We start from the raw sequence: 24,426 nt of genomic DNA on the forward strand, positions 1-24,426 counted from the left end.
AAGCCCCGGGAGGTGACCGGCTGGATCATCCGGCCCGCCGCCGAGCGCACCGCCCGTGAACACGCTGACCTGGCCCGAATCCTCGAGCGGTGTGACAGCCTGCGCACCGTCGACCGACTGGTCAGTGACTTCGCCGGCATGCTGCGCCAACGCCAGGGCCAGCACCTGGACACTTGGATCACGCAGGCCCGCTCCAGCACAGTCGCACAGCTGGCTGGCTTCGCCTCCGGGCTGCTCAAGGACTACGACGCGGTCCGCAACGGACTCACCCTGCCCTACAGCAGCGGCGCCGTCGAAGGCAACGTCGGCAGATTGAAGACGATCAAGAGGCAAATGTACGGCCGAGCAAACTTCGACCTCCTCCGGCTCCGCGTCATCCTCGCCGAATAGCCGTTACGCCACGCGAGGACGAAATCACCAACTTTGGGCCAGAGCCACTTCGTCCTGACCCTTGACACCCCGGCCAGGTCACCGCAGGGCCGAGGGCTGGCAGGTGCCAGGCCCCGAAGGGTATCCGGCAACCAATCGATTGAGCTATTGCCCGCCCCGTCGTGCACCTCACTCATCCAGGGTCATTACATCATTGGGTAACTGCTGGTCACGGCGGTTATGAGGTCGTGTGGGCGGCGGGTGGCGAGGGCGATGTTGGCCACGCCGTCCACAACCGCGCCCGCACACTCCCCCGAGCCATGAATCGGAAGCGCCGGGACCCACCACCAGGCGACCTGACCGCCACGGCCCCACCGGCCCGCCCGGACCCGCCGACACGAACCACGCCAGCACCGACCGTTCCGACCCCAGCCAGCACAAACCCCCGCCGAAACAGAGGAGCACCAACGGAGCACCAACGTTCCAAAATGTAGGACAATCGGCAACGAAAATGGGAAAGAAAAAGGCCGCGACCCCTGTTCTGGCAGGTCACGGCCTTGATCATTCGTGCGCCCGAAGGGACTCGAACCCCTAACCTTCTGATCCGTAGTCAGATGCTCTATCCATTGAGCTACGGGCGCTCGTGCTCAGCCAGTGTACACACCCGGCTTTCGCGCGGAGACTCCGGGATTCGAACCCGGGAGGGGCTTTAAGACCCCAACCGCATTAGCAGTGCGGCGCCATAGACCAGACTAGGCGAAGTCTCCCTGGTGGCCCGCAGACCACCGCGCCCGAGGATACAGGTCGGCACCCACCGGGGGCAAAACGACTTCCGGGGTACGCCGACCGGGGCGCCCCGCCCCGGTATTTCGCCGCTGTGCGGTGACGTGATCGGGACTACGCTCCATCGATATGCAGGAGCAGCCGCCCAGCGAACCGACCCGCCAAGAGCCTGCTGAGCGCCCGCGTCGGCGCTCGGCGCGGGCCACGTTCACGCCGCCGCAGGCGACCGAGCAGTCTGCCGAGACCGCCCCTGCGGCACCGGCGAGCCCGCGTCCACGACGTGCCAAGGCGGCACCGGTGATCTTCCAGCCACCGGAGCCGGACCGTCCCCTGCCTCGACAGCCGGAGCCAACCCCCGCCGACGCGGAGAGCGCCCCGGTCGAGCCGCCCGCCGCCGAAGATTCGGCGCATCCCGCCAAGACGGCAGCCAAGAAGCCCGCCAAGACGGCAGCTCACCCCGCCAAGGACGAGGCACCTCCCGGCGCGTCGGGAGACCCGACAGTCCGGCCGCCGAGGGCGTGGGCTCCCCGGCCGCAGAAGACCGCCACCAGCACGGCGGCCGTCGCACCGACACCACCCCCGCCAGCGCCGGCCATCCCGGATGCGACGCCCGTCACCTCCGAGCCGACCGGGATCACGCCAACCCCTCGCAAGCGCGCCACGCCCACCCGCGCCACGACCCCGAGCAAGACGACCCCGAGCAGGAAGACCCCGAGCAGGAAGACCCCGAGCAGGAAGACCCCGGGTGAGGCGACATCGCGCTCGACGACCCAGGACCAGGCGATTCCGGACCCAGCCGCGCCGCGAAAGTCCACCCCGCGCACGGCGGAACCGGAGAAGCCCACCCCGCGCAGAGCCGCCACGCCGAAGGCGAGCGCACCGGCATCCACCCCGGAAGTGGCTTCCGCGATCACCCCCGAGCCCGCTGCGGCGGTAAGCCCTCAGGCGGTTGCACCCGGCAACCCCGAGACGGCTTCACCCCGTACCCCCGAATTGCCGGCGGTGGTCGCGCGCCTGCGCGACCATCCTGGCTTCGCTCCGGAGTTGCTGGCGCTGGAGGCGGTACGGACGCTCGGTCCGGGCGCCGCCGAGTGGGCGCGGCGGCTACGGGACCGGTACCCGGACGCTCCGGCGGACGGTCTGGCCCGCCTGGCGACCCGGCAGTACGTGCGGGCCGCGGGCGTGGGCGGGGCGGCGGCGGCGCTCGCCGGGCTCTTCGCGCCGCTGGCAGAGCTGGTGTCGGTGCTGTGGACCCAGTCGAACCTGGTGTTGCGCCTGGCGGCGGCCTACGGCCGGGACCCGTCGCATCCCGATCGGGTCGAGGAGCTGCTGGTGTTGACCCAGGTGCACCCGGACGCGGCGAGCGCCCGGGCGGCGCTGGCCGGTGCGCGGGAGGCCGGCGATCCGGCGGAGGGGACGTGGCGGAGGGCCGCGGAGGCCGCATGGCGGCTGGCCGCGCCGCTCACCGCGCAGGCCGGAGGCTGGGTGGCACTGCGGTTGGCCTCCCGGCTGGTGCCGGGCGCGGCTGTGGTGGCCGCCACGTTGGGCGACGCGGCGGCGGCCGACCGGCTGGCCGCGCGGGCCGTGGCCGCCTACCGGCCGGGCCCCCGCTGACCGGTCACAGCCAGTCGAACCACTCGCGGGGCAGCGACGCGTAGCCGACGAAGGCGATCACGTCGAGCAGGGTGTGCGCGATGACCAGGGGCATCACCCGACGGGTACGCAGGTAGAAGAGGCTGAACACGACGCCCATCACCGCGTTGCCGACGAACGCGCCGAAGCCCTGGTAGAGGTGGTATGAGCCGCGCAGCAGCGCGCTGGCCGCGATGATCGCGGCGAGCCGCCACTGGAGCTGGCGCAGCCGGGTGACCAGATAGCCGACCACGATCACCTCCTCCAGCACGGCGTTCTGCACGGCGGCGAGGATCAGCACCGGGACCGCCCACCAGACCTTCGGCAGCGCCGCCGGCACCAGCGTGGCGTTGAGGCCGAGGTACGCCGCCACCCAGAACAGGGCCAGGCCGGGCAGACCGATCAGCGCGGCCAGGCCGGCGCCGCGCGCCAGATCCTGGCCGGCCCGCCGCGCGTCCAGGCCGAGGGTACGCGCGGGGTCGCCGGGGTCCCGGCTGAGCAGGTGTACGGCGAGCAGCACCGGAAGCAGCGCGAACACGATGCCGAGGAGCTGGTACGTCAGGTCCAGCCAGGGGCGGGCCGACGCAGAGGTGTTCAGCGCGGCGGTCTGCTTGGAGAGCGGGCCCTCCGCGGTCAGCTTCGCGATGATCGAGACCACCGCGTAGACGGCGGACTGCCCGAGGGACAGGCCGAGGACCAGCAACGTCTCGGTCCCCAGCAGCCGGCGGGACACCGGGCGGGTCAGCTCAACGGTCACCGCACCACTCTGCCCGACGGACGGCACCACGGGCACGGCTGACCGGCCGGCATGAACCGATCGCACATTCTGTGCGACCGATGTGCACGCTCCGTGGAGATTCTATGGGCGCCCGATCCGCTGCCGTCTGGAGAAGGAGCACCGGTGGACAACGTCGCACGGTTGCTGAAGGAGAGCTGGACGCTGGTCGAGGAGGACCGGGAGCGGCTGAGCGGGCACTTCTACGCCCGGCTGTTCCTGCTCGATCCCGCCCTGCGGCAGCTCTTCCCGGTGCAGATGACCGGCCAGGGTGACCGCCTGCTGGAGGCGATCATCACGGCGGTCCACACGGTGGACGACCCGGAGAGCTTCGACGAGTTCCTGCGCGCACTGGGCCGCGACCACCGTAAGTACCACGTCGACGACCGGCACTACGCCACGATGGGCGTCGCGCTGCTCGACGCGCTGCGCAGCACCGCCGGCGACGGCTGGAACCTGGAGTACGACCAGGCGTGGCGGGACGCGTACGCGGCCATCGCGGCGAAGATGGTCGCCGGGGCGACCGACGACGACAATCCGCCGTTCTGGCACGCCGAGGTGCTGACCCACGAGCGCCACGGCCCCGACATTGCCGTGCTGACCTGCCGAGCCCTGCAACATCCGCTGTCCTGGCGGGCGGGCCAGTACGTCAGTTTGGAGCTGCCCCGCTTCCACCCGAGGGTGTGGCGGAACTACTCGGTGGCGAACGCCCCGAACGACGACAACGTGCTGGAGTTCCACGTGCGGAGTCCCGGTGCGGGGTGGGTGTCTGGGGCGCTGGTCCGCCGGGTGCGGCCCGGGCATCTGCTGCGCCTGGCGGCGCCGATGGGGTCGATGACCCTGGACCGTTCCTCCGAGCGGGACATCCTCTGCGTGGCCGGCGGCGTCGGGCTCGCGCCGATCAAGGCGCTGGTGGAGGAGTTGGCCACCTACAACCGGACGCGGTGGGTGCACGTCTTCTACGGCGCTCGGCAGGCGTCGGACCTGTACGGCCTGGCCGGGTTGCAGGACCTGGTGGCGGCGCACCCGTGGTTGTCGGTCACCGCGGCGTGCAGCGACGACCCGGACTTCGCCGGCGATCTGGGAGACATCCCGGACGTGGTGGCCCGGTACGGCCCGTGGACGACCCACGACTGTTATGTGTCCGGGTCGGCGCAGATGGTCGGGTCGACCCTGCGGGTGCTGGCCGCCGACGAGGTACCACCGCCGAACATCCGCTACGACACGTTCGGCGATCTCTAGACGTTCCTCCCCCCACACCGGGGCGCGTGCCCCTGCCCCCTGGGGCGCGCGCCCCGGTCCCTCCCCGACTCGGTAGCGCCAGGGTCGACCGGTTTCAGTAGCGCCAGGGTCGCCCGGTCTCCCGGTACTCCTCGACCGGCACCAGCGGCACACCGGGCGCCATCCGGTCGACGTAGAGCCGGCCCTGTAGGTGGTCGATCTCGTGCGCGACGAGCCGGGCCATGCCGAACTCGAACGACGTGATGATCCGGCTGCCGTCCCACTGGGCGTGTTCGACGTCGAGTCGCAGCGGGCGGGGCACCAGACCCCGGTGGTCGAAGAAGGAGAGGCATCCCTCGTACTGCTCGTCGGTCTCCGGGTCGGCGTCGACGACCCGGGGGTTGAGCAGGACGACCGGTTCCGCCGAGCGGTCGGGGGGTCGGACGACGGCGGCGGCACGGCCGATGCCGAGCTGCGGTGCGGCGATGCCCACCCCCTTGCTGAACGGGTGCAGCGCGTCGAGCCGGGACAGCGCCATGGTGAGGCGGTCCACGATGTCGCGGGCCACCTGCTCCTCACCGGGCAGGTCGAACTGTCGAACCGGCTGGCGGAGAAGGTCGTCGCCACGCTGCACGATGCCAAGCCCGCGCATCCGGTCGCTGGGGCGGACCCGGGTGCTGCCGGGGCCGGCGTCCGGGTCGGTGCCCGGCCGAGCCCGGAAGCGCCACTGCAACCGGTAGCGGGCGTTGAGCGGCGGGTCGTCGGTCTGCCAGTCGAAGGTCGCCCGCTCGCCCTCGCCGCGTCGCTGCGGGGCCGTCCGCAGTGGGCCCTCCTCCGCGGAGAGTGAGGTCTCCACGCCCCAGACCTGCGGATCGAGCGCCGCCGGCAGATCCAGGCGTACGGCGAGGTGCCGGGTGGGCAGCCGGACGGCCCGCTGGAACCAGGGGCCCCACTTCTCGTGTCCGACGCTGTACGCGTACTCGATGCTGGTCCGGTCGCCGGGGTAGAGCGGGAAGCGGCGTTCGCTGTTCTCGAAGAGGAGCCAGATCTCCTTGAACGCGTCCCGGTCGTATTTCGCCCGCCAGTGCATCGGCTCCGGATCGCCGGTGCTGTCGTCGCGTCGGGCCTGTAGTTGCAGTTCGGCGAAGGTGAGCGGGTGTTCCCGGTGGTGCCGGTTGGAGCGACCGGGATCGTTCGGGTAGCGGTCCACCGCCACGCGTACGAGGTAGCGGGTGACCGGCTCGGTGCCCGCGTTGTACAGCTCGCGGTGGATGACGCACCGGTAGCCGTTGTCGGTGTGGGTGAGGGTGGCCAGTTCCCGCTCCACCACGAGGCCGGTGCCGGGGGGCAGCCACTGGCCGGCCAGCGAGGGTTCGCGCGGCGGTTGGCCAGAGCGGGCGTGCCGCAGGTCGTCGTACTCCCGGAAACGCTGCCAGATCGTGCCGCTGGCCTCCAGGACGGCCTCGGCACGGCGGGCGAAGTCCTCGGTCGGGCGGTGTCGGCGGCCCTCGACGTGACTCACGTAGGACGGGTCGAAGCCCATCAGCACGGCCAGTTGCTTCTTGGAGAGGCCCCGCCCGGCACGCTGCCGGGCAAGCTCGGCCGCAAATGACTCGGCAGCTCGTTCGAGGGGTGAGGTCGTCATCGGCTTCCTCGCGGCCGGGAGTATCAGTTTCACGTTCCGTGTCCGGACGCACACTTATCTGGCATGTTCCCGACACTCCGCTTGACAGCTCCCCGTTCGGACTCGGTGGTGACATCGGCCGCTACCAGAAGCTGTCCTGCACGCCCACGCCGGCGAAGGACTGCGGCTTGAACGATTGAGTCGCGTTTACGAGGCCCGGATCGCGGTACGCGGTCCGGGGCCTCTCCGCCTGCCCGAATACGGCAGCCGCTGTCGCCCGGATTACAGGCACTCGCGTATACCGGCGAGCTTGGTTAGGCTAGCCTTAGCTCAGGACGGCATCTGGTCGTCCGCCGAGGGAGGCTCCTCGGCCATGCAGACGGGGGACGGCTCAGGTGACTGCGGTGATGCCGAGGCGGGACGTGGCCGCCACGCCGCTCGCGCCCGTCACCGCCGCGCTGCGGGCCATGTTCGGCACCGATGACCTTCCCGGGCTCGCCCGGGGCCTGGTTGTCGACGACGAGTTCGGCTGGGCGCCCGCCACCACTTTGATCGACGGCACCCGCCTGCCGGAGCTGCTGCGGGCGGCGAGCGTCCGCTGGGGCGGCACCCCGCACGCCTGCGCCGCGCTGGCCTGGAAGTCGTACAGCTACTGGACGGCGTTGCCGGTCGTGCTCGGCTGGGCCTCGGCCCGCCGGGTTCCGCTGCTCGACCCCTCCGACGTGCTGACCCACTTCGAGGACCACCGCCCGCTGATCACGCTGGGCCTGCGCCACGGCACCACCGTGGCCGTGCTGCCGAGCGACCCGCTGGCGCTGTCCGGCCTGCCGGAGGTACGCGTCGTCGCGGGCGAGGCGGAGCTGCTGGCCGCGCTGCGCGCCTCCCTGCTCGACGCCCACCTCGCCCCGCTGATCGCGGCGATCCAGACGGAGGTACGGGTCGGCACCAGGACGCTGCTCGGTTCGGTCGCCTCCGGCATCGCGCACGGCATCCTGCGGGCTGCGGACGCGCTGCCCTGCTCGACGGTGGAGAGCATCGACACCCTGCTCGACGCGCTCGACCTGGCCGATCTGGTCGAGCTGGTACCCGGCCCGACCGGCGAGCCCAGCGTCCAGCGCCGCACGTGCTGCCTGGCCTTCACACTGCCCAGCCCCAAGGTCTGCCAGGGCTGCTGCGTCCGACAGGGCTGATCCACGCCTCCAACCTGCGACTGATCCACCCGCGTCCGTCCCGCGACTGATCCACCCGCGTCCGTCCCGCGACTGATCCACCCGCGTCCGTCCCGCGACTGATCCACCCGCGCCCGGCCCGGGGCCGGAGACCGCAGGGAGTCTGCTCAGTCGGTCAGCGGCCGGACGTCCCATACCCAGACGCCGCCGGTGAAGGTCGGTTGGATCCCGGTCAGCTCGGTCATACCGCGACGCAGTTCCATCTCGTGCTCGTGGGGCCCGAGGATCACCACGCCGGCTCGCCAGTAGCGCAGGTCGTCGACCGCCTTGACCCGACTCTGCGGGGTGATCGGGGGCACCCCGCCGGTGCGCCGGATGGTGGCGAAGAAACTGCTGGTGGGCCGGGGCGGCGCGGTGAACAGCGCGACCTTCGGTGGCTGGGCGCTCGGACGGGTGTCCGGGCCGAGGAAGTAGCCCCGGGCCAGCGGCATGTCCAGCCGGGTCACGGCGGACCAGCGCAGCGGCTCCGCGTAGTTGGTGTCCGGCAGCGGCAGGGTCACCACACTGCGCCCACCGGCCACGTACGGCCGCCAGGCCCCACTGGTCACGAAGGTGGGGACCGGGTCCAGCCGGACCACGGGCAGCGGGGTGGGCAGGATCGGCAGCAGGGCCATCGTCAGCACGGTCGCGGTGGCGAAGCGGATCTGCGGTCGGGCGGACGGCCGCGTACGGGCCAACTCGCGGGCGCGCTCGGCGCCGTAGGCGAGCAGCACCCCGACGATCGGGGTGATCGCCAGCGCCCACCGGGTCGGCACCACCGAGTGCAGGATCGGCAGGTTCTCCAGCACCGCCCAGGGCCCCGGCACGCCGGTGCCGCGACCGGCGAATTGGATCTCCCGTCCGAGCGAGAGCACGGTGAAGAGCAGCCCGAGCCCGGCCAGCGCGAGCACCACCGCCGACCGCCGCAGCCACCAGACGAGGGCGACCACCAGCACGAGCAGTGACCAGCCGAAGAAGCTGTTCTCCTCGGTCGGGTTCTTGGCCAGGCCCGCGGCGGTGCGTGGGCTGCCGGCCAGCGACTCCCGGGAGTACGCCACGAACGACGCCAGGTCACTGGAGTAACCACGGATCAGGCTGGACAGCCCGGAGTAGGCGCCGGGTCCGAAGAACTGCACATACAGCGGGTACGCGAGCAGCACGCCGGCGACGACGGCGGCGACGGCCAGGCCGGCGAGGAAGGGCCGGGTCCGGGACCGCAGGGCGGGGCGAGCGAGGGCCAGCACCCCGACGATCACGCCGATCCCGATCGCGGTCATCAGCAGGATCTCCAGATTGAGGAACGCCTGCCAGACGATCACCAACGCGAGCAGCACACCGTTACGCAGCCAGCGGCCCGGGTCGGCGAGCCGCAGCGTACGCCAGATGATCAGTGGGACGACGAACTGCGACACGATGTTCGGGTGCCCGTTGGCGTGCGACACCATGGCCGGCGCGAACGCGCAGAAGCCGGCACCCAGCCAGGCCGGCCCCCGGCTCCTGACCAGGACGCGGGAGAGCAGGAAGTACCAGGCCGTGGCGGTGGCGATCATTCCGAGAGTGAGAAAGAGCAGGAATGCCGCACGTGGTCCGAACAGCAGGGTGATCGGCGTCATTGGCAATGAAATGGATAATACGGACGTATTTGCCATCAGGTTGACGCCGTCCGGCACGTTCATCCGGTCCGAATGGAACGGGTACGCGAATTGCGTGACCACTCGCGCACCGTGCGCCATCATCCATTCGAACTGCGACTGGTCCGAGCGGTTGTCCCGCACTCCACCGCCCGGGTTCCACCAGAGACGCCCGGTGACCCAGATGCCGAGCACCACGAAGCTCAACACGGCCGCCGGATCGACCCACTTCCCGTTGCGGCGCAACCGATCGCCGCCGCCGGGCTCCTCCACCCGCGACGCGGTGGCCGGGCCGTCGCCGGGAGCGTCCGGTTCTGGAGTAGTCATGACAATTCATAGGGTAGTCAGCGTATGGCGGTGCCGTGACATGTTTCGGGGTACTGCCGTACTATGTGCCGGGTTCGCCGACCGCCGATCACGTGCCCACCCCCGACCGCAATTCGGCCAACCGCTCCCCCGTTTCCTTCGCCATCCAAGCGGATGATTCACTCTGTCGGTCCAGGCACGGGTCGAGTTCATATCGTGAGGAATCGACGCATGGCAGAAATCACTGGGGATCAGCGCGTCCAGTCCGAGGTGCTGGAAGGCCTGGCGACGGCCGTCAACCACCGTCGTTGGTTCGTCGAACTGGCGGTGCCGTACCTCGGTGACGACCCCATCGAGATCGGCAGCGGACTCGGCGACTACGCGCTGGAATGGTCGCAGCGGCTGCCCCGCTTCACCGCCACCGAGGCCGATCCCGACCGGCTCGTGCAGCTCAAGGAGCGGCTGGCCGCCCAGCCGGGCATCGAGGTCCGGCAGATGTTGCTGCCACACAACGACCGGGGGACCTACAGCGCTGCGGTGTCGTACAACGTCCTGGAGCACATCGAGGACCACGTGGGCGCGCTGCGCAGCATGCGCGACCTGGTCCGACCCGGTGGTGCGGTGATCATCATCGTACCGGCGTTCCAGTTCGCCATGAGCCCGGCGGACATCGCCACCGGCCACGTCCGCCGCTACACGAAGGAGACGCTCGGTACGGCGATGACCGAGGCCGGCCTGACCGTGGAGAAGATCCACTACGCCAACGCGCTCGGGTTGATCGGCTACTTCATGGCCACCAAGGTCTTCCGGCTGATGCCGAAGGAGGGGCCCATGGTCAAGGTGTACGACACCCTGGTCCTCCCCGCCACCAAGGCCGCCGAACAGGTCGTCCGCCCCCCGTTCGGCCAGTCCGTCTTCGCGGTAGCCCGAGTCCCGGCCTGACTCACCCACCCCGCGATCTTGCACTCGGCCGTGAGCGGACCGTGCAAGATCGCGGGGTACGGCTCATTCCTTGATCTGGTACGTCGGGCGGATGACCGCTCTCGCCAGGGTGTGGAAGGTCAGGTTGAAGCCGACATAGGCCGGGCTCGCGTCCGGGGTGAGGTCCAGTCGATCGACGTCCAGGGCGTGCACCGCGAAGACGTACCGGTGCGGACGGTCACCGGGCGGCGGCGCCGCGCCTCCGTAGCCCTGCTCGCCGTAGTCGTTGCGGACCGAGAAGGCCCCGCCGAGATCGGCGCCCGCCGCGCCGCCCCCGCCGCTGGGCAGCTGCGTGACGCCGACCGGCACGTTCACCAGCAGCCAGTGCCAGAAGCCGCTGCCGGTCGGAGCGTCCGGGTCGTAACAGGTGACGGTGAAGCTCTTGGTCTCGGCGGGGAAGTCCGACCAGGTCAGCTGCGGTGAGACGTTCTCGCCGCCGGTGCTGCCATGCGCGTGCCGGGCGTCCATCGGCTCGCCGTTCTGCACATCGTCACTGGTCAGCGTGAACGAGGGAACGGTCGGCAGCAGCTCGTACGGGTCCGGGGCGATGGGTCGTTCCAGGGTCATCGGGACGCGTCCTTCCGGAGTGGGCAGATACCTGCCCCTTCATACCCCTTTCCACGCCGCGGAACGACAGAATGTCCGGGGTGTGCCGGATCACGGGCGGCGACTAGGGTGGTGCCCCTGCAACGCTCCACGGGGGGAATCCTTGCTCAGCATCTGGCGGGACTTTCTGGTCGCCGTCGTCGGTGTCCTACGCAAACCGGACGAGCGGGCGCTCACCGAGGAGCGTCGACGCGCCGTCGAACGCCTCGCCGACACGACGATCCGCGAGGCCCGACGGAACGAGCCCGAGGGGACGTAGCCGCGAGCGGCGCACATCGGAGGATCAGGCGAGAGCAGGTTGAGGCGCTCCTGCGCCCCAAGCCTGAGCTGACTACACGCTCGAACCCCACGACTGCGTCGTGTCCAAGCTGGTAGCCGGCAGGGAGAAGGACCACGCCTTCGCCGACGCGCTGATCCGGGCCGGGCTCGTCGATCCAGCAGTGGTCGCTGAGCGGATCGAAATGGTTGACGTGCATGCGTTGGTGCAGAAACGACTGAGGGACTGGATCGCCACCTACCTACCGGCGACCTGACCGCTGCACGGCATTGGGCGGAGGGTGTGGGATTCGAACCCACGAAGACATCGCTGCCTTACCGGTTTTCAAGACCAGCGCCATCGGCCACTAGGCGAACCCTCCCGGACCGCCACCCGTGGGGTGCTCGGCCGTGAACAGTCTGCCACGGCGCTCACTGGCCGGCTCGCCGTCCCTCCCCGAAAGCGCCGGCCAGGCGGGGGGCGTCCACAGTGGCACCGGCCAGGGTGCTCCTGCGGCGGGAGGCGCGGCGGGTGAGACTGGAGCCATGCGAGCCATCACCATTCCGCAGCCCGGTGGACCCGACGAGCTGGTCTGGGCCGAGGTCCCCGACCCCGAGCCCAGCCCGGGCGAGGTGATCGTCAGGGTGCGGGCCAGCGGAGTCAACCGCGCGGACCTGCTGCAACGGCAGGGGCACTATCCGCCACCGCCGGGCGCGCCCGCGTACCCCGGTCTGGAGTGTTCCGGGGTGATCGACGCGATCGGCCCGGAGGTGACCGGGTGGGCGGTCGGCGAGGAGGTCTGCGCGCTGCTGGCCGGCGGCGGGTACGCCGAACGTGTCGCGGTGCCCGCCGGCCAACTGTTGCCCGTGCCGGCCGGCGTCGACCTGGTCGACGCCGCAGCGCTGCCGGAGGTGGCCTGCACGGTCTGGTCGAACGTGGTGGGGGTGGGCCGGCTCCATGCCGGCGACTCGCTGCTGGTGCACGGCGGGGGCAGTGGGATCGGCACGTTCGCGATCCAGTTCGGGGCGGCTCTCGGCGCCACTGTCCTGGCGACCGCCCGTACGGCGAAGCATCCCCGGCTGCGCGAGCTGGGCGCGGCGCACACGATCGACTACGCGGAGCAGGACTTCGTCGAAGAGGTGCGCAGGGCCACCGACGGCCACGGCGCGGACGTCATCCTCGACATCATGGGCGCGTCGTACCTGGGGCGGAACGTCGCCGCGTTGGCGACCGGCGGTCGGCTCGTGGTGATCGGGATGCAGGGTGGCCGCAAGGCGGAGCTGGATCTCGGCGCACTGTTGACCAAGCGGGCCAGCGTGTCGGCGACCGCGCTGCGCTCCCGGCCGCTGGCCGAGAAGGCGGAGATCGTCCGGGGCGTACGCGATGAGGTGTGGCCGCTGGTCGTGGCCGGCGCGGTACGGCCGGTGGTGGACCGGCGGCTGCCGATGGCCGAGGCGGCCGAGGCGCACCGGCTGGTCGAGTCGAGCGACCACGTCGGGAAGGTGCTACTCACCGTTGGGTGAGGCGGGCGGCAGCATGAGGCGTGCGCCGGGGCCCTGCGTCGCTAGGGTGTCCCCCGGGTTGTAGAGCATGCAGCGTTGCAGGGACAGGCAGCCGCAGCCGATGCAGCCGTCGAGGTCGTCGCGGAGCTTGCTGAGCAGTCGGATCTTCTCGTCGAGCCGACTACGCCAGCTCGCGGAGAGGCGTTCCCAGTCTTGCGGGCTGGGGGTGCGGCTCCCCGGCAGCGATTCCAGCGCGTCGCGGATCTCGTCGAGCGAGACGCCGACCTGCTGGGAGATCCGAATGAAGGCGACCCGCCGTAGCTCGGCGCGGGCGTAGCGGCGCTGGTTTCCGCCGGTGCGGTCGGCGCGGATCAGACCGAGCCGCTCGTAGTAACGCAGCGCGGACGGCGCCACACCGGAGCGTACGGACAGCTCACCGATCGTCAACGCGTCCTGCATCACCGGGTCCTCGAATTGAAGTGGACTTCAATTCGAGGTTACCGGCGATCAGCGTGCGGACGACATCGCGGGGCGACGGCGGGCGCGCTCGCGACCGAGGATCCAGATCGCCTCGACGCCGTCCTTCCAGGTGATCTTCTTGCCCTCTTCGCGGCCACGGGCCCGGTAGCTGATCGGCACCTCGTACGGGCGGATGCGGCGGCGCAACAGCTTGCCGGTCACCTCGGCCTCCATGCCGAAGCCGCGCGAGCGCACCTCCAGCGACCGGTAGAGCTCCACCGGCATCAGCTTGAAGCAGGTCTCCAGGTCGCCGATGTACGAGTTGAAGAGGACGTTCGCCGCCATCGTGACGCCCTTGTTGCCCATCACGTACCAGAAGCTGTAGGCGCTGTGGCTGCCGAAGGTGCGATTGCCGTAGACCACCGTGGCCCGCCCGTCGAGCACCGGGGCGAGCAGCTTGGGGATGTCCTGCGGGTCGTACTCCAGGTCGGCGTCGAGGATGACCATGTATTCGCCCTCGGCGCTGTCCACCGCCGTCTTGATGGCCGCGCCCTTGCCCGCGTTGCGCTGGTGCGTGATGACCCGCAGGCGCGCGTCGTCGGCACGACCGAGGACCTCGCCGGTACCGTCGCGGCTGCCGTCGTCGACGACGACCAGCTCAATCTCGCAGGGATAGTCCACCGCCAATGCCTGCTTGAGGGCATCCGCGATGCGTTCTTCCTCGTTGTAGACCGGCATGAGGATCGAGAGCTTCACGGGAATCTCCACGGTGGCGACAACACGTCGGGCATAGCCTAGCCTGGCTGGTCAGCCCAACGGTGGCCGCCACCGTCGGACAGCCGGCGTGGCGGTTTCAGCTCGATGGTGTTTACTTCCCGCCATGTCGGCTGCCGGCTCCCTGCTCGCGGTGCTCCCCGCCGCCTCGGTGCTCCTGCTCACGGTCGCGTCGAAGCCGCGCGGGGTCGATGCGGTGACGCCGTCACGGCTCGCCGCGGTGCGCGCCGCGCTGATCACCGGGGCGTACGCGGTGCTCGTCGTCGAGGTGCTCGGCGCGCTGCACGCGCTGACCCGGCCAGTGTTCGTCGCCGCCTGGCTGCTCTTCCTTGTTGCTTCCGCGACGGCGGTGGGTCTGCGCTGGCGGCGGGACACCCCGTTCGCCCGCCCGGCCGCCGCGACGCCGCGGCCGATGCCGGTCGGCGCGGCGGTGACCGCCGGCGTCGGCCCGGGCACGCCCACCCCGGCCGCCGACGACGACGGCCCGGTGGTCGGGCGCGACGCCGCACCGGCCCAGACCAAGGGAGTACGCGCCAGACTGCTCGCCCGGGCGGCCGAGAGCTGGCGCACGGCGGGTCGGGGCGAGCGGCTGCTCGCGGGCGGCATCGGCGCTCTGGTGCTGCTGGAACTGCTGATCGCGCTGCTGGCCGAGCCGAACAACTTCGACTCGCAGACGTACCACCTGCCGAAGGTCGAGCACTGGGTGGCCCAGGGCGACCTCGACTTCTGGCCCACCGCGATCCACCGGCAGGTGACCATCCCGCCCGGCGCGGAGTACCTGCTGCTGCACCTGCGCCTGCTCACCGGCTCCGACGCGCTGCACAACCTGGTGCAGTGGGCCGCCGGAGTGCTCTGCCTGCTGGTGGCCGCGCGCATCACCGCGCAGCTCGGCGGCGGCAGGCGGGCCCAGTTGATCACCGCGTTCGTGCTGGCCAGCACCCCGATGGTCGCGCTACAGACGACCAGCACGCAGACCGACCTGGTCTGCGCGGCGTGGGTGGCGTGCGCGGCGACCCTCGCGCTCGACGGGCTGCACCGGCGCACCGGCTGGGGAACCGTCCTCGGCCTGGGGGCGGCCACCGGGCTGACCGCGGTGACCAAGACCAGTGGACTGATCGCGGTGGGCCCGCTGCTGGTGCTCTGGGGTCTGGCGCAGCTCCGGCTGACCCTGGCCGACCGGGCATCGGCCGCCGAGGCGGCCGGTCGGACAGCCACCGTCGGCACGGCGGCCGGGCGGGTGCGGCCGGTCGGCGGGGTGGTCCGGGTGGTCCGGGTGGTCCGGGTGGTCGCGGGTTCGGTGCTGGTCCTGGCGGTCGCGGCGCTGGTCGTCGGCCCGTTCCTGGCCCGGGTGACGGCCGAGTTCGGGCACCCGTTGGGTCCGCCCCGGCTGCGCGAGTCGATCCCCATGGAACGGCACGATCCAGCCTCGATCCTGGTCAACGCGCTGCGGATCGGGCACACGGCGTTCGACACACCGCTCGCGCCACTGCGGGTCGCCGGCGCCGACGCGATCATCGGCGGCGCGGAGGCGATCGGCGTCGACCCCCAGGACCGGGCGACCACCTTCGGCCAGGAGCTGTTCCCGGTGCCCACCTGGTATCCGGACGAGGATCGGGTGGCGTTCCCGATCGCCGGATCGCTGGCGCTGCTCGGCGCGCTGGTCGCCCTCGTCCGCCCGCGCCGGATCGATCCCGGGCAGGTGGGGCCACTGCGGGCGTACGCCGTGGTGGTGCTGACCGCCGTGCTGCTGCACACCTCGATGATCAAGTGGCAGCCGTGGGGCAACCGGCTGATCCTCTACGCCCTGGTGCTCGCCGTACCGCTCGCCGGCCTGTGGCTGGATGCGCTCCTGCGTCGGGGCAGCGACCGGGCGACGAACCCCGCCGGGGCGGGTCGGGGGCGGCGGTCGGTGGCCACGGTGGCAACCGCCGTCGTGCTGGCCACCTCGGCGCTGGCCGGAGTGCTCGCGCTGTCGTACGGCTTCCCGCGCCGGCTCGTCGGCTCGGGCTCGGTCTTCACCACCTCGGACTGGGACACCCGGTTCCTGCGCCGCCCCCAGTGGGCCGACGAGTTCCGCTGGGCCGCGGCAGCGGTCCGCGACAGTGGCGCCCGCCGGATCGGGTTGGTGGAGCGCAACGACGACTGGGAGTACCCGTGGTGGCTGCTGCTGCGCCAGCCGGACGGCAGTTCGCCGGATCTGGTGTCGTTGCAGTCGGTCCTGCCGGAACGGCCGGCGTCCGACCCGGCCTCGGTGGACGCAATCGTCTGCACCGGCAGCCAGCCGACCTGCGCCAAGCTGGTCCCGGCCGGATGGCGGTTGGAGTTCCGCGACTACGTCGGCTACGCCCTACCCTCCGGCCGCTGAGACGAAGCAGCAGAGGGCCCCGCACGTGCGGCGTGCGGGGCCCTCGCGCTCACTTGACCCGGGGGATGAGGACGAGCCGGGCGACGCCCTTGTCGCCGTCCTTGGCGCCGGCGACGCCGAGCTTCGTGCCGACCTTGACCTCGCTGGGCTGCACCGTCGCCCGCTTCTCGACGACGCGCAGGTCGTCACCGAAGGTCCACGTCATCGTGAATCCGTCGGTGGACTTGACGGTCATCGAGTCGCCGTCGACGGCGGTCACCTCGCCGCGCTGCACGACCACTGTCTGCGTACCGTTGTCCTTGGTCTGCACCACCGCCTCGCCGTGCAGGGTGTTCTTGCGCAGCAGCACGCGGGCCTGGCGGCGCTTGCGCATCTCCTCGCCGCGCTTCTGCTTGCCCTTCTCGGCGGCTGTGGGGGAGGGTCCGGGCGTCGCCGGGGCGGCGACGGTCTGCACGTCCAGGTCGACGGGGTCGAAGCCCATCGCGGTCAGTGCCTGACCCTCCACGCCCATCGCGGCGGCGACCTCGACCGCCGCGTCCCGCGCGGGCTGGCTGGCCACCTCGGCCGTGCCGCACCCGCTGACGCCGAGCGCCACCGCCGCGAACAGCGCCGTGGTGCCGGTGACGAATCCCCAACGTGGCATGACTCTCCCTCTCGTTCGTGGAGCCCTCAGCCTTGCGCGCCAGGACGAGCGGACCGTCAGGCTGATGTTCGAGTCCGGTAAGGATCGCCGGGCAGCCGGACCGTGAAGGCGGCGCCACCTTCGGGGGCGTGCCCCGCGACGATCTCCCCGCCGAGCCGGCGCACCAGCCCGGCGGCCAGCGCCAATCCCAGTCCGCTGCCCACCTTGCGCACCCCCCGGTACCGCTCGTGCAGCGCCCCCCGCTCGAACGCCACCGCCAGGTCGTCGTCGGTGAAGCCGGGCCCGCCGTCGCGGACCTCCAGCACACCACCGGCCGCCGGGTCCGCACCGACCGGCCGGACCGCGAGCACCACCGGCGCCCCCGGGGGTACGACCCGCAGCGCGTTCTCCAGCAGCCCGTCCAACACCTGCCGAATCCGACCCGGATCGGTGTACGCGGACACCGGCCGACCCGGCGTCTCCAGGCGGAACGGCACACCCACTGCGGCGCACCGGCCGGACCAGGTCGGCTCCGCGTCGGCGGCCAGCCGGGTCAGGTCGACGGGTACCGGTTCCAACGGGAAGTCGGCGGCCTCCAGCCGGGCCAGCGCCAGCAGGTCACCGATCAGCCGGTCGAGGTGCTGGGCCTCGGCCAGCATCGTCCGGCCGGTGTCGGCGCTGCCGTCCGCCTCGATGACCCCGTCGGCCAGCGCCTCGGCGTACCCCCGGATCGCGGTCAGCGGGGTCCGCAGCTCGTGCGACACCGACAGCAGGAACTCGCGCTGCCGGCCCTCGCTGGTGGTCAGCGCGGCGGCCAGGCCGTTGAGCGCCTCGGCCAGGTCGGCGACCTCGTCCGGCGGCTCGACCGGCACCCGTACGGCACGGTCCCCGGCGCGCAGCCGGGCGGCGGCGGTCGCCGCTACGCGGATCGGTCGGGCCAGTCGGCGGGCCAGCAGGAGACCGGCCACCACACCGGCGGCGAGCCCGGCCAGCAGTGGCAGCCACAGGCTGAGCAGCACCTGCGCCCACAGACCATTCGACGTGGCGCGGGAGAGCACCACCCCGTTGCCACCAGGTAGCGAGCGGCCCTCCACCAATGCGCGGTGGCCGTTGACCGACCGGCGGGCCGACACGTTGCGGCCCTGCCCGATCCGCTGCACCACGCGCGGCGGCAGACCCTGCCGGTCGACGGTCCCGCGCCGGATCAGGTACGCGTCGATGCCCTGGTCACGGAGTTGCTGGATGAGCCGCTCCTCGTCGGCGGCGCGTCCCCGGTCCAGCCGGGTCCGCAGCACCTCGGCGGCGAGTCGTGCCTGGGCGGCGAGGGCATCCTGATCACGTCGTTCGGCGCCCCGGATCGCCAACGGCACGGCGACGATCGCCGTGACGAGCACCGACACCAGCGCCACCGCGCAGGTGACCAGCACCGCACGGGCGGTCAGTGTCCGGCCGAGCCGGCGACGTCGGGGGGTGGCCGGGGGGCGGGCGCCGACCACCGGCAGCGCCATGGTCGGCGACTCGACGCGCACCGGGTGCTCAGGCATCGACCGCGTACCCGACGCCGCGGTGGGTGCGGATGACACTGGCCGGGCCGAGCTTCGCGCGTACCTGTGCGACGTGCACGTCCACCGTGCGGGTGCCCGCGTGCGCGGCGTACCCCCAGACCCCGGCCAGCAGCTCCTCGCGGGTGAAGACCCGCCCCGGCCGGGCCATGAGATGCGCCAGCAGGTCGAACTCGGTGGAGGTGAGCTGCACCGGTACGCCCCCGGCGGTGACCGTCCGGCGGCCCGGGTCGAGGGTCACCGGGCCGACGACGCGCGGGCGTTCCGCCCCCTCCGGGCCACCGGCGGAGCGACGCAGGACGGCGCGTACCCGGGCGACCAGCTCGCGCGGGCTGAACGGCTTCGTCACGTAGTCGTCGGCGCCCAGCTCCAGCCCGACGATCCGGTCGACCTCGTCGTCGCGGGCGGTGAGGAAGATGACCGGCGTCCAGTCGCCGGCCTCGCGCAGCCGTCGGCAGATCTCCGTGCCGGGCAGGCCGGGCAGGGCGATGTCCAGGACGCAGGCCACCGGACGCAGCCGGCGGGCGGCGCTCAGTCCGGCCGCACCGTCGCGTTCGAGGTGGACGCCGAACCCGTCGCGGCCCAGGTAGAGCCGTACCAGGTCGGCGATGGCCGGCTCGTCCTCGACCACGAGGACGAGCCCGCGGTGGGGCGGTTCCACAGTCACCGGCCCATGATTGCCGACCCGGTGGTCCGGCGCGATCGGTGCGTGTTCGAGTTCGGTAAAGGCGGGCGTCGTACGACGTCAGCGTGCGACTGCGGGACGGAACACGTGGGGCCGTACGGCAGCGGACGCGTCGCCGATGGTGGCCAGGACCCGTTCGCGGGGTGCCCGCAGGCGGGTCCGAAAGGCGTGGTTGAGCAGCGCGTCGAGCTGCCACACCTGCTTCGGATGGGTGGTACGGATGAGGAACCGCTCGCGGATGCCGTCGATCGCGGTCGCGGCCAGCTCGACCGAGTGCAGCCGCGGGTCGGGACTCCACGTGACGTTGCTCAGTTCACGCAGCTCGGTGTTGAGGTGCAGGCGCAGCCGGTGCAGCAGCCGGGTCTGCTGGGTCACCACCAGCCGGCGGTGGGTGAGCAGCAGCAGGTAGTTGCCGGTGACCGGACGGTCGGGGCGGCTGCAACGGGTGACCAGGATGGTGGCGTCACCGGAGCCGACGCAGCGGCGGAACACCGGCATGTGCCGGCTCACGGTCTGCACGGCGAGGCCGGCCTCGGTGGCGGCCGGGAGGAACGTTCGGGAGAAGACGTCCATGACCTGCCCAACGACGTCCCCAGCAGGGTGACGTGGGTCACGCCGGATTTTTGGAAGTTCCACGCCGCCCCGTCGCACCGCCTGTCCGATTTCCGACCGGGACGGATGCCGGTCAGGACTCGGGCTGAAGCGGGGTGGCGGCGAACAGCTCGGCCAGCCAACCGGGCACCGCCTCGGCGTACTCCGCGCGAGCCGGGTCGGCCGTGTCGAGGGCCCGCCGCCAGGAGAGCGACCGGCTCACCGCGCCCAGGTTCATCGCCAGGTCGGCGGCTTCGACGAGGGTACGACGGTCGTAGCGGTCGGTCCACGCCTCCAGGTAGGCGTCGCGCAGCCGGGCCAGGCTGGCGTCGTCGGCTGACAACGCGGTGGCGTACCGGATGGAACGCAGGGTCACCAGCAGCGTGCCGAACGGGTGCGCCACCGAGGCGTCCCCCCAGTCGAAGTAGCGGTAACCGGCTCCGCCGGCGAAGACGTTTCCGTCGTGCAGGTCGTCGTGCTGCACGGTGGCCCCGATGCCGAAGTCCGCGAGCCGGCGACACCGCTGCGCGTACGCCGGAAGCTCCGCCCGTAGCCGCTCGTACGTCTCGACGGTGAGCCCGCCCTCCGCGCCGACGCGCAGCGACTCGGAATCGTCGAGCAGGTCGTCGAGCAGCCCGGCCAGCGCCTCCGGACGGTGGTCCGGTACGCCGAGGGCGACCAGTTCGTCGGCGTGCGGCGCGGTGGCGAGTTGCAGTGCCGCGTACCCGGGCAGCGCCCGCTCCCAGTGCGCCAGGTCGGGGTCGCGGCCCAGCACGTCACGCAGCGACTCCCCGCCGTCGGGAAGCAGCGACCAACCCCGCTGCCGGTCCACCCCGATCGGGGTCAGCACCAGCTCGGGCGTCAGCCCGGCCAGCGTCGCGATCAGGACCGCCTCGTGCGCGGTGCCGGCGTTGTTGACCTTGAACCAGACCGGCCCGTCGTCGGTCGGCACCCGCCAGACCAGCGACCACGGCCGGACGCGGGGCTCCACCGGCCCGGTAACCCGCCGGCCAGCCCGAGCCAGCTGCTCGTCGACCCAGGATCGGGCCTGCTCCTGCCACTCGTCGCTGGACCAGTCGGGGGCGCGCTCGTCGGCGATCGTCGTCACGATGGGCACCCTAGGCGGCGTGCTTGACGCGGGCGAGACCATTTCCCGCGGTACTCCTCGGCTGGCTGCGAGCGGCGGAGTCAGACCAGCTCGACGATTGTGGCGTTGGCCATGCCGCCGCCCTCGCACATGGTCTGCAGGCCGTAACGGAGCCCGTTGTCGCGCATGTGCTGGAGCATCGTCGTCATGATCCGGGCACCGGAGCCGCCGAGCGGATGCCCGAGGGCGATCGCCCCACCACGTGGGTTCAGCCGCTCCGGGTCCGCCTCGGTCTCCGCCAGCCAGGCCAGCGGGACGGGGGCGAACGCCTCGTTCACCTCGTACACCCCGATCTCCTCGATGCCCAGCCCCGCGCGGCGCAGCGCCTTCGCGGTGGCCGGGATGGGCGCGGTGAGCATGGTGACCGGGTCGTCGGCGGCGACCACGGCAGTGTGGATGCGGGCCAGCGGGCGCAGACCGTGCCGGCTGGCCCACTCGGACGTGGTCACGGCGAGCGCGGCGGCGCCGTCGGAGATCTGCGACGCGGACCCGGCGGTGACCACACCGTCGGCGCGGAACGGGGTGGGCAGCTCGGCGAGCCGGTCCAGCGAGGTGTCCCGGCGGATGCCCTCGTCGGCCGCGAACGTGCCACCGTCGTTTAGGGGCACCGCCGCCAGCTCCGGGTCGAACGCCCCGGCGTCCTGTGCGGCGGCGGCCTTCTCGTGGCTGGCCAGGGCGAACTCGTCGAGCTGCGCACGCGACAGGCGCCAGCGCCGCGCGACCAGCTCGGCCCCGACGCCCTGGTTGAACGGCAGCGGCGCGTCGTCCGCGAAGCCCTCCACCCCCCGGTAGCGGGCGCGGAGCTGGTCACTGAACGGCATGCCCTCCGCCACGCTGGAACCCATCGGCACCCGGGTCATCGACTCCACCCCGCCGGCGACCACCAGGTCGGCCTGGCCGGAGAGCACGGTCGCGGCGGCGAAGTGCAGGGCCTGCTGGCTGGAACCGCACTGCCGGTCCAACGTGGTGCCGGGCACCGTCTCCGGCCAGCCGGCGGCGAGCACGGCGTTGCGGCCGATGTTCCACGACTGCTCGCCGACCTGGGACACGCAGCCCCAGAAGACATCGTCGACCTGCGCCGGGTCCAGGCCGGTGCGCTCGGCGAGGGCGCGCAGCACATGCGCCGACAGGTCGACCGGGTGGACATCGGCGAGACCACCCTTGCGCCGCCCGACCGGGGTGCGTACCGCGCCGACGATGACCGCGTCACTCATGTTTACTCCCCGGTAACTTGGGCTGTCCCGATCCTACGTCGTCGGTGGACCGGCCGTCCGTCCCCGGGCATGCTGGGCGGATGGATGAGATCACCCCCAGCCGGACGTGGCGGGTGCCGGCGAGCCTGCCGGCGGCGAAGCTGGCCGGCGCGGTTCTGCTGGTCGCCCTCGGCCTGCTCTTCGCCGACGGCGACCCGGTGCGGCTGGTCGTGGCCGGTGTGGCCGCCGCCGCGCTGGCCGCCTGGGCGGCACGGGACCTGGTGGCGCCGGTTCGGTTGGCGGTGGACCCGGTGGGGCTCACCATCACCCACGGCTTCGCCGGCCGGCGGCTGCTGCCCTGGTCGGCGGTCGAGGCGATCAGCGTGGACCGTCGGCAACGGCTGGGGTTGACCGGCGAGATCCTGGAGATCGACGCGGGCGAGTCGCTGCACCTATTCGGCAGGTACGACCTGGGGGCCACCCCGGAGGAGGTGGCCGCGACGCTGCGGGCCGCCCGTCCGGTCAGTTGAGCAGTTGGGCGGTCCGGAAGATCACCACGGCGAGCAGGATCAGCAGGATGATCGCGCCACCGGCGACCTGCACCAGCGTGCGCCGCTCCCGCGGGGCGTACGCGAGGACCGCCGCCATCGCCCCGCCGACCACCAGGCCACCGATGTGCCCGGATTTCGAGATGCCCGGCACGGCGAAGGTGAAGACGAGGTTGACGACGAGGATCGGCACGATCGTCGAGGTGTTGAGACCGAGACGCCGCATGATCACGAAGATCGCCGCGAAGAGCCCGAAGGTGGCCGTCGACGCGCCGACAGTCGGACCTTCGTAGGGGGCACTGACCAGGAAGACGGCGACATTGCCCCCGATCCCCGCGATCAGGTAGAGGGCGAGGAAGCGCGCTCGCCCGAGCGCGCCCTCCAACTCCCGCCCGAGCACCCACAGTGCCCACATGTTCAGCAGCAGGTGGAACACGCCGTAGTGCAGGAACATGGCGGTGACCAGGCGGTACCACTCGCCGGCCGCGACACCTTGCACCGTGCCGAAGTCAACGTACGAGGCGTAGCCGAGCACGCCACCCCAACGGGTCAGCGGCGTTCCGTCGCCGGCCAGCCCGCCGAAGCCGGAGCCGCCCAACACCGCGGTCAAAGACCGGGCGGAGGCGACGGAGAGCAGGAAGAACAACACGTTCAGGGCGATGAGCCCCTTGGTGACGTAGCCGTGCCGGCCGGCGGCACCGCCACCGAAGGCGGTACGCGCCGGCCGGACGCTACGACGTCCCTCGTTGACGCACTCCGGGCACTGGTGCCCGACGGACGCCTCTCGCATGCACTCCGGACAGATCGGCCGGTCGCAGCGAGTGCACCGGATGTAGGTCTCCCGACCCGGGTGCCGGTAGCAGACCGGGGTGGTCGGCGGGGACTCGCTCACCGGGCCGACCCTCCGTCCGCCACCGCGCGACGCACCGACGCCGGCCGGCGCAGTGCTCCGGAGCGTTCAGTCATGCGAGCAAAGGTACCTCGCGGTTTCCTCAGGCAGCAGACCGCTCGATCTCGACCCGCTCGATGACGACGTCCTGCCGCGGACGGTCGCTCGGGCCGGTCGGGGTGTTCGCGATCGAGTCGACGACCTTCACCGACTCCTCGTCGGCCACCTGGCCGAAGATGGTGTGCCGGTTGTTCAGGTGCGGCGTCGGGGACACGGTGATGAAGAACTGCGAACCGTTGGTGCCCGGTCCGGCGTTCGCCATCGCCAGCAGGTACGGACGGTCGAAGCGCAGGTCCGGGTGGAATTCGTCCGCGAACTTGTAGCCCGGCCCACCCCGACCGGTGCCGGTCGGGTCGCCCATCTGGACCATGAAACCGCTGATCACACGGTGCGAGATGGTGCCGTCGTAGTACGGCCCACTGCCCGGCTGGCCGGTGCGCGGGTCGGTGTACTCCCGGTTGCCCTCGGCCAGGTCGACGAAGTTGCGGACGGTCTTCGGCGCGTGGTTCGGGAAGAGCTCCAGCCGGATCGGGCCAGCGTTGGTGTGCAGGGTGGCGTAGACAGCCTCGGCCACGGGTACTCCTCACTCGTTGGTCAGTTCCATGCGGATCCTCCCATGTGCCCGATCTGGCATCGC

Annotated in this window: 25 protein-coding genes and 3 tRNA genes; 10 read left to right on the plus strand and 18 right to left on the minus strand. The window is 71.7% G+C overall.

Going from position 1 to position 24,426, the window contains the following annotated elements:
* Positions 1-12 precede the first annotated feature (12 nt).
* A complete protein-coding gene (locus ACLQ24_RS13655) occupies positions 13-390 on the plus strand; it encodes an ISL3 family transposase (protein ID WP_425891772.1) in 378 nt (125 codons plus the stop codon).
* Between the two features lie 547 nt (positions 391-937).
* On the opposite strand, the gene ACLQ24_RS13660 is transcribed toward ACLQ24_RS13655, so the two are convergent.
* The 3 genes from ACLQ24_RS13660 to ACLQ24_RS13670 form a co-directional block, all read right to left on the minus strand.
* Positions 938-1,010: transfer RNA gene (locus tag ACLQ24_RS13660), tRNA-Arg, on the minus strand.
* 35 nt (positions 1,011-1,045) lie between these two features.
* Positions 1,046-1,136: transfer RNA gene (locus ACLQ24_RS13665), tRNA-Ser, on the minus strand.
* A gap of 468 nt (positions 1,137-1,604) precedes the next feature.
* Positions 1,605-2,066 carry a hypothetical protein gene (locus tag ACLQ24_RS13670; RefSeq protein WP_425891718.1) on the minus strand — a complete coding sequence of 154 codons (462 nt, stop codon included), beginning with the start codon at positions 2,064-2,066 and terminating at the stop codon, positions 1,605-1,607.
* Between the two features lie 88 nt (positions 2,067-2,154).
* On the opposite strand from ACLQ24_RS13670, the gene ACLQ24_RS13675 reads away from it, so the two are divergent.
* Entirely contained in the window at positions 2,155-2,766 is a 612-nt protein-coding gene (locus ACLQ24_RS13675; protein WP_425891719.1) for a hypothetical protein, read from the plus strand.
* Between the two features lie 4 nt (positions 2,767-2,770).
* On the opposite strand, the gene ACLQ24_RS13680 is transcribed toward ACLQ24_RS13675, so the two are convergent.
* Positions 2,771-3,541 (minus strand): CPBP family intramembrane glutamic endopeptidase, encoded by a 771-nt coding sequence (locus ACLQ24_RS13680; protein ID WP_425891721.1) that lies wholly within the window; start codon positions 3,539-3,541, stop codon positions 2,771-2,773.
* 144 nt (positions 3,542-3,685) lie between these two features.
* On the opposite strand from ACLQ24_RS13680, the gene ACLQ24_RS13685 reads away from it, so the two are divergent.
* Positions 3,686-4,801, plus strand: coding sequence for a globin domain-containing protein (locus ACLQ24_RS13685; protein WP_425891723.1), 1,116 nt, complete (start codon positions 3,686-3,688; stop codon positions 4,799-4,801).
* A gap of 94 nt (positions 4,802-4,895) precedes the next feature.
* On the opposite strand, the gene ACLQ24_RS13690 is transcribed toward ACLQ24_RS13685, so the two are convergent.
* Complete coding sequence (locus tag ACLQ24_RS13690; protein WP_425891725.1) at positions 4,896-6,425, minus strand: peptide deformylase; 1,530 nt, start codon at positions 6,423-6,425, stop codon at positions 4,896-4,898.
* Positions 6,426-6,811: 386 nt separating this feature from the next.
* On the opposite strand from ACLQ24_RS13690, the gene ACLQ24_RS13695 reads away from it, so the two are divergent.
* The gene (locus tag ACLQ24_RS13695; protein WP_425891727.1) at positions 6,812-7,594 is read left to right on the plus strand and encodes a hypothetical protein; all 783 of its coding nucleotides are present in this window, start codon (positions 6,812-6,814) and stop codon (positions 7,592-7,594) included.
* A 146-nt stretch (positions 7,595-7,740) separates the two neighbouring features.
* Here the strand turns inward: ACLQ24_RS13695 and ACLQ24_RS13700 are convergent, their stop codons facing one another.
* Positions 7,741-9,570, minus strand: coding sequence for a hypothetical protein (locus ACLQ24_RS13700; RefSeq protein WP_425891728.1), 1,830 nt, complete (start codon positions 9,568-9,570; stop codon positions 7,741-7,743).
* Between the two features lie 210 nt (positions 9,571-9,780).
* Between ACLQ24_RS13700 and ACLQ24_RS13705 the strand changes: the two genes are divergently transcribed.
* Positions 9,781-10,491 (plus strand): class I SAM-dependent methyltransferase, encoded by a 711-nt coding sequence (locus ACLQ24_RS13705; protein WP_425891730.1) that lies wholly within the window; start codon positions 9,781-9,783, stop codon positions 10,489-10,491.
* Positions 10,492-10,554: 63 nt separating this feature from the next.
* Here the strand turns inward: ACLQ24_RS13705 and ACLQ24_RS13710 are convergent, their stop codons facing one another.
* On the minus strand, positions 10,555-11,097 hold the full coding sequence (locus ACLQ24_RS13710) for a YbhB/YbcL family Raf kinase inhibitor-like protein (RefSeq protein WP_425891732.1): 543 nt from the start codon (positions 11,095-11,097) through the stop codon (positions 10,555-10,557).
* Between the two features lie 142 nt (positions 11,098-11,239).
* Here ACLQ24_RS13710 and ACLQ24_RS13715 point away from each other — a divergent pair, with 142 nt between their 5' ends.
* Positions 11,240-11,395 (plus strand): hypothetical protein, encoded by a 156-nt coding sequence (locus ACLQ24_RS13715; RefSeq protein ID WP_425891734.1) that lies wholly within the window; start codon positions 11,240-11,242, stop codon positions 11,393-11,395.
* A 100-nt stretch (positions 11,396-11,495) separates the two neighbouring features.
* On the plus strand, positions 11,496-11,669 hold the full coding sequence (locus ACLQ24_RS13720) for a hypothetical protein (protein WP_425891736.1): 174 nt from the start codon (positions 11,496-11,498) through the stop codon (positions 11,667-11,669).
* A gap of 18 nt (positions 11,670-11,687) precedes the next feature.
* On the opposite strand, the gene ACLQ24_RS13725 is transcribed toward ACLQ24_RS13720, so the two are convergent.
* Positions 11,688-11,774: transfer RNA gene (locus ACLQ24_RS13725), tRNA-Ser, on the minus strand.
* A gap of 163 nt (positions 11,775-11,937) precedes the next feature.
* On the opposite strand from ACLQ24_RS13725, the gene ACLQ24_RS13730 reads away from it, so the two are divergent.
* Positions 11,938-12,915, plus strand: a complete 978-nt coding sequence (locus ACLQ24_RS13730; protein WP_425891738.1) for an NAD(P)H-quinone oxidoreductase — start codon at positions 11,938-11,940, stop codon at positions 12,913-12,915.
* On the opposite strand, the gene soxR is transcribed toward ACLQ24_RS13730, so the two are convergent.
* Together soxR and ACLQ24_RS13740 are read right to left on the minus strand one after the other, a co-directional pair.
* On the minus strand, positions 12,898-13,353 hold the full coding sequence (soxR, locus tag ACLQ24_RS13735; RefSeq protein ID WP_425891739.1) for a redox-sensitive transcriptional activator SoxR: 456 nt from the start codon (positions 13,351-13,353) through the stop codon (positions 12,898-12,900). The two genes, ACLQ24_RS13730 and soxR, sit on opposite strands and share 18 nt — an antisense overlap.
* A 48-nt stretch (positions 13,354-13,401) precedes the next feature.
* Positions 13,402-14,109, minus strand: a complete 708-nt coding sequence (locus tag ACLQ24_RS13740; protein WP_425891741.1) for a glycosyltransferase family 2 protein — start codon at positions 14,107-14,109, stop codon at positions 13,402-13,404.
* Positions 14,110-14,233: 124 nt separating this feature from the next.
* Here ACLQ24_RS13740 and ACLQ24_RS13745 point away from each other — a divergent pair, with 124 nt between their 5' ends.
* Positions 14,234-16,492, plus strand: coding sequence for a hypothetical protein (locus ACLQ24_RS13745; RefSeq protein WP_425891743.1), 2,259 nt, complete (start codon positions 14,234-14,236; stop codon positions 16,490-16,492).
* Positions 16,493-16,541: 49 nt separating this feature from the next.
* On the opposite strand, the gene ACLQ24_RS13750 is transcribed toward ACLQ24_RS13745, so the two are convergent.
* The 6 genes from ACLQ24_RS13750 to ACLQ24_RS13775 all read right to left on the minus strand — a co-directional run bounded on the left by ACLQ24_RS13750 (position 16,542) and on the right by ACLQ24_RS13775 (position 22,313).
* Positions 16,542-17,135: a hypothetical protein gene (locus ACLQ24_RS13750; RefSeq protein ID WP_425891744.1), complete on the minus strand. Its 594-nt coding sequence runs from the start codon at positions 17,133-17,135 to the stop codon at positions 16,542-16,544.
* A gap of 56 nt (positions 17,136-17,191) precedes the next feature.
* Positions 17,192-18,658: a histidine kinase dimerization/phospho-acceptor domain-containing protein gene (locus tag ACLQ24_RS13755; protein ID WP_425891746.1), complete on the minus strand. Its 1,467-nt coding sequence runs from the start codon at positions 18,656-18,658 to the stop codon at positions 17,192-17,194.
* Complete coding sequence (locus ACLQ24_RS13760; protein ID WP_425891748.1) at positions 18,651-19,343, minus strand: response regulator transcription factor; 693 nt, start codon at positions 19,341-19,343, stop codon at positions 18,651-18,653. The genes ACLQ24_RS13755 and ACLQ24_RS13760 overlap by 8 nt, the downstream gene beginning before the upstream one ends.
* A gap of 78 nt (positions 19,344-19,421) precedes the next feature.
* Positions 19,422-19,934 carry a hypothetical protein gene (locus ACLQ24_RS13765; protein ID WP_425891750.1) on the minus strand — a complete coding sequence of 171 codons (513 nt, stop codon included), beginning with the start codon at positions 19,932-19,934 and terminating at the stop codon, positions 19,422-19,424.
* A gap of 112 nt (positions 19,935-20,046) precedes the next feature.
* The gene (locus ACLQ24_RS13770; protein WP_425891752.1) at positions 20,047-21,060 is read right to left on the minus strand and encodes an aminoglycoside phosphotransferase family protein; all 1,014 of its coding nucleotides are present in this window, start codon (positions 21,058-21,060) and stop codon (positions 20,047-20,049) included.
* Positions 21,061-21,140: 80 nt separating this feature from the next.
* Positions 21,141-22,313: a thiolase family protein gene (locus ACLQ24_RS13775; protein WP_425891754.1), complete on the minus strand. Its 1,173-nt coding sequence runs from the start codon at positions 22,311-22,313 to the stop codon at positions 21,141-21,143.
* A gap of 80 nt (positions 22,314-22,393) precedes the next feature.
* Between ACLQ24_RS13775 and ACLQ24_RS13780 the strand changes: the two genes are divergently transcribed.
* Positions 22,394-22,822 (plus strand): PH domain-containing protein, encoded by a 429-nt coding sequence (locus tag ACLQ24_RS13780; RefSeq protein WP_425891755.1) that lies wholly within the window; start codon positions 22,394-22,396, stop codon positions 22,820-22,822.
* Here the strand turns inward: ACLQ24_RS13780 and ACLQ24_RS13785 are convergent.
* Positions 22,815-23,732, minus strand: a complete 918-nt coding sequence (locus ACLQ24_RS13785) for a rhomboid family intramembrane serine protease (protein WP_425891757.1) — start codon at positions 23,730-23,732, stop codon at positions 22,815-22,817. The genes ACLQ24_RS13780 and ACLQ24_RS13785 overlap by 8 nt on opposite strands.
* Before the next feature lie 100 nt (positions 23,733-23,832).
* Entirely contained in the window at positions 23,833-24,363 is a 531-nt protein-coding gene (locus tag ACLQ24_RS13790; protein WP_425891759.1) for a peptidylprolyl isomerase, read from the minus strand.
* Positions 24,364-24,426 lie beyond the last annotated feature (63 nt).

The organism is Micromonospora sp. DT4 (genome assembly GCF_049841675.1).
Classification (GTDB): Bacteria; Actinomycetota; Actinomycetes; order Mycobacteriales; family Micromonosporaceae; genus Micromonospora.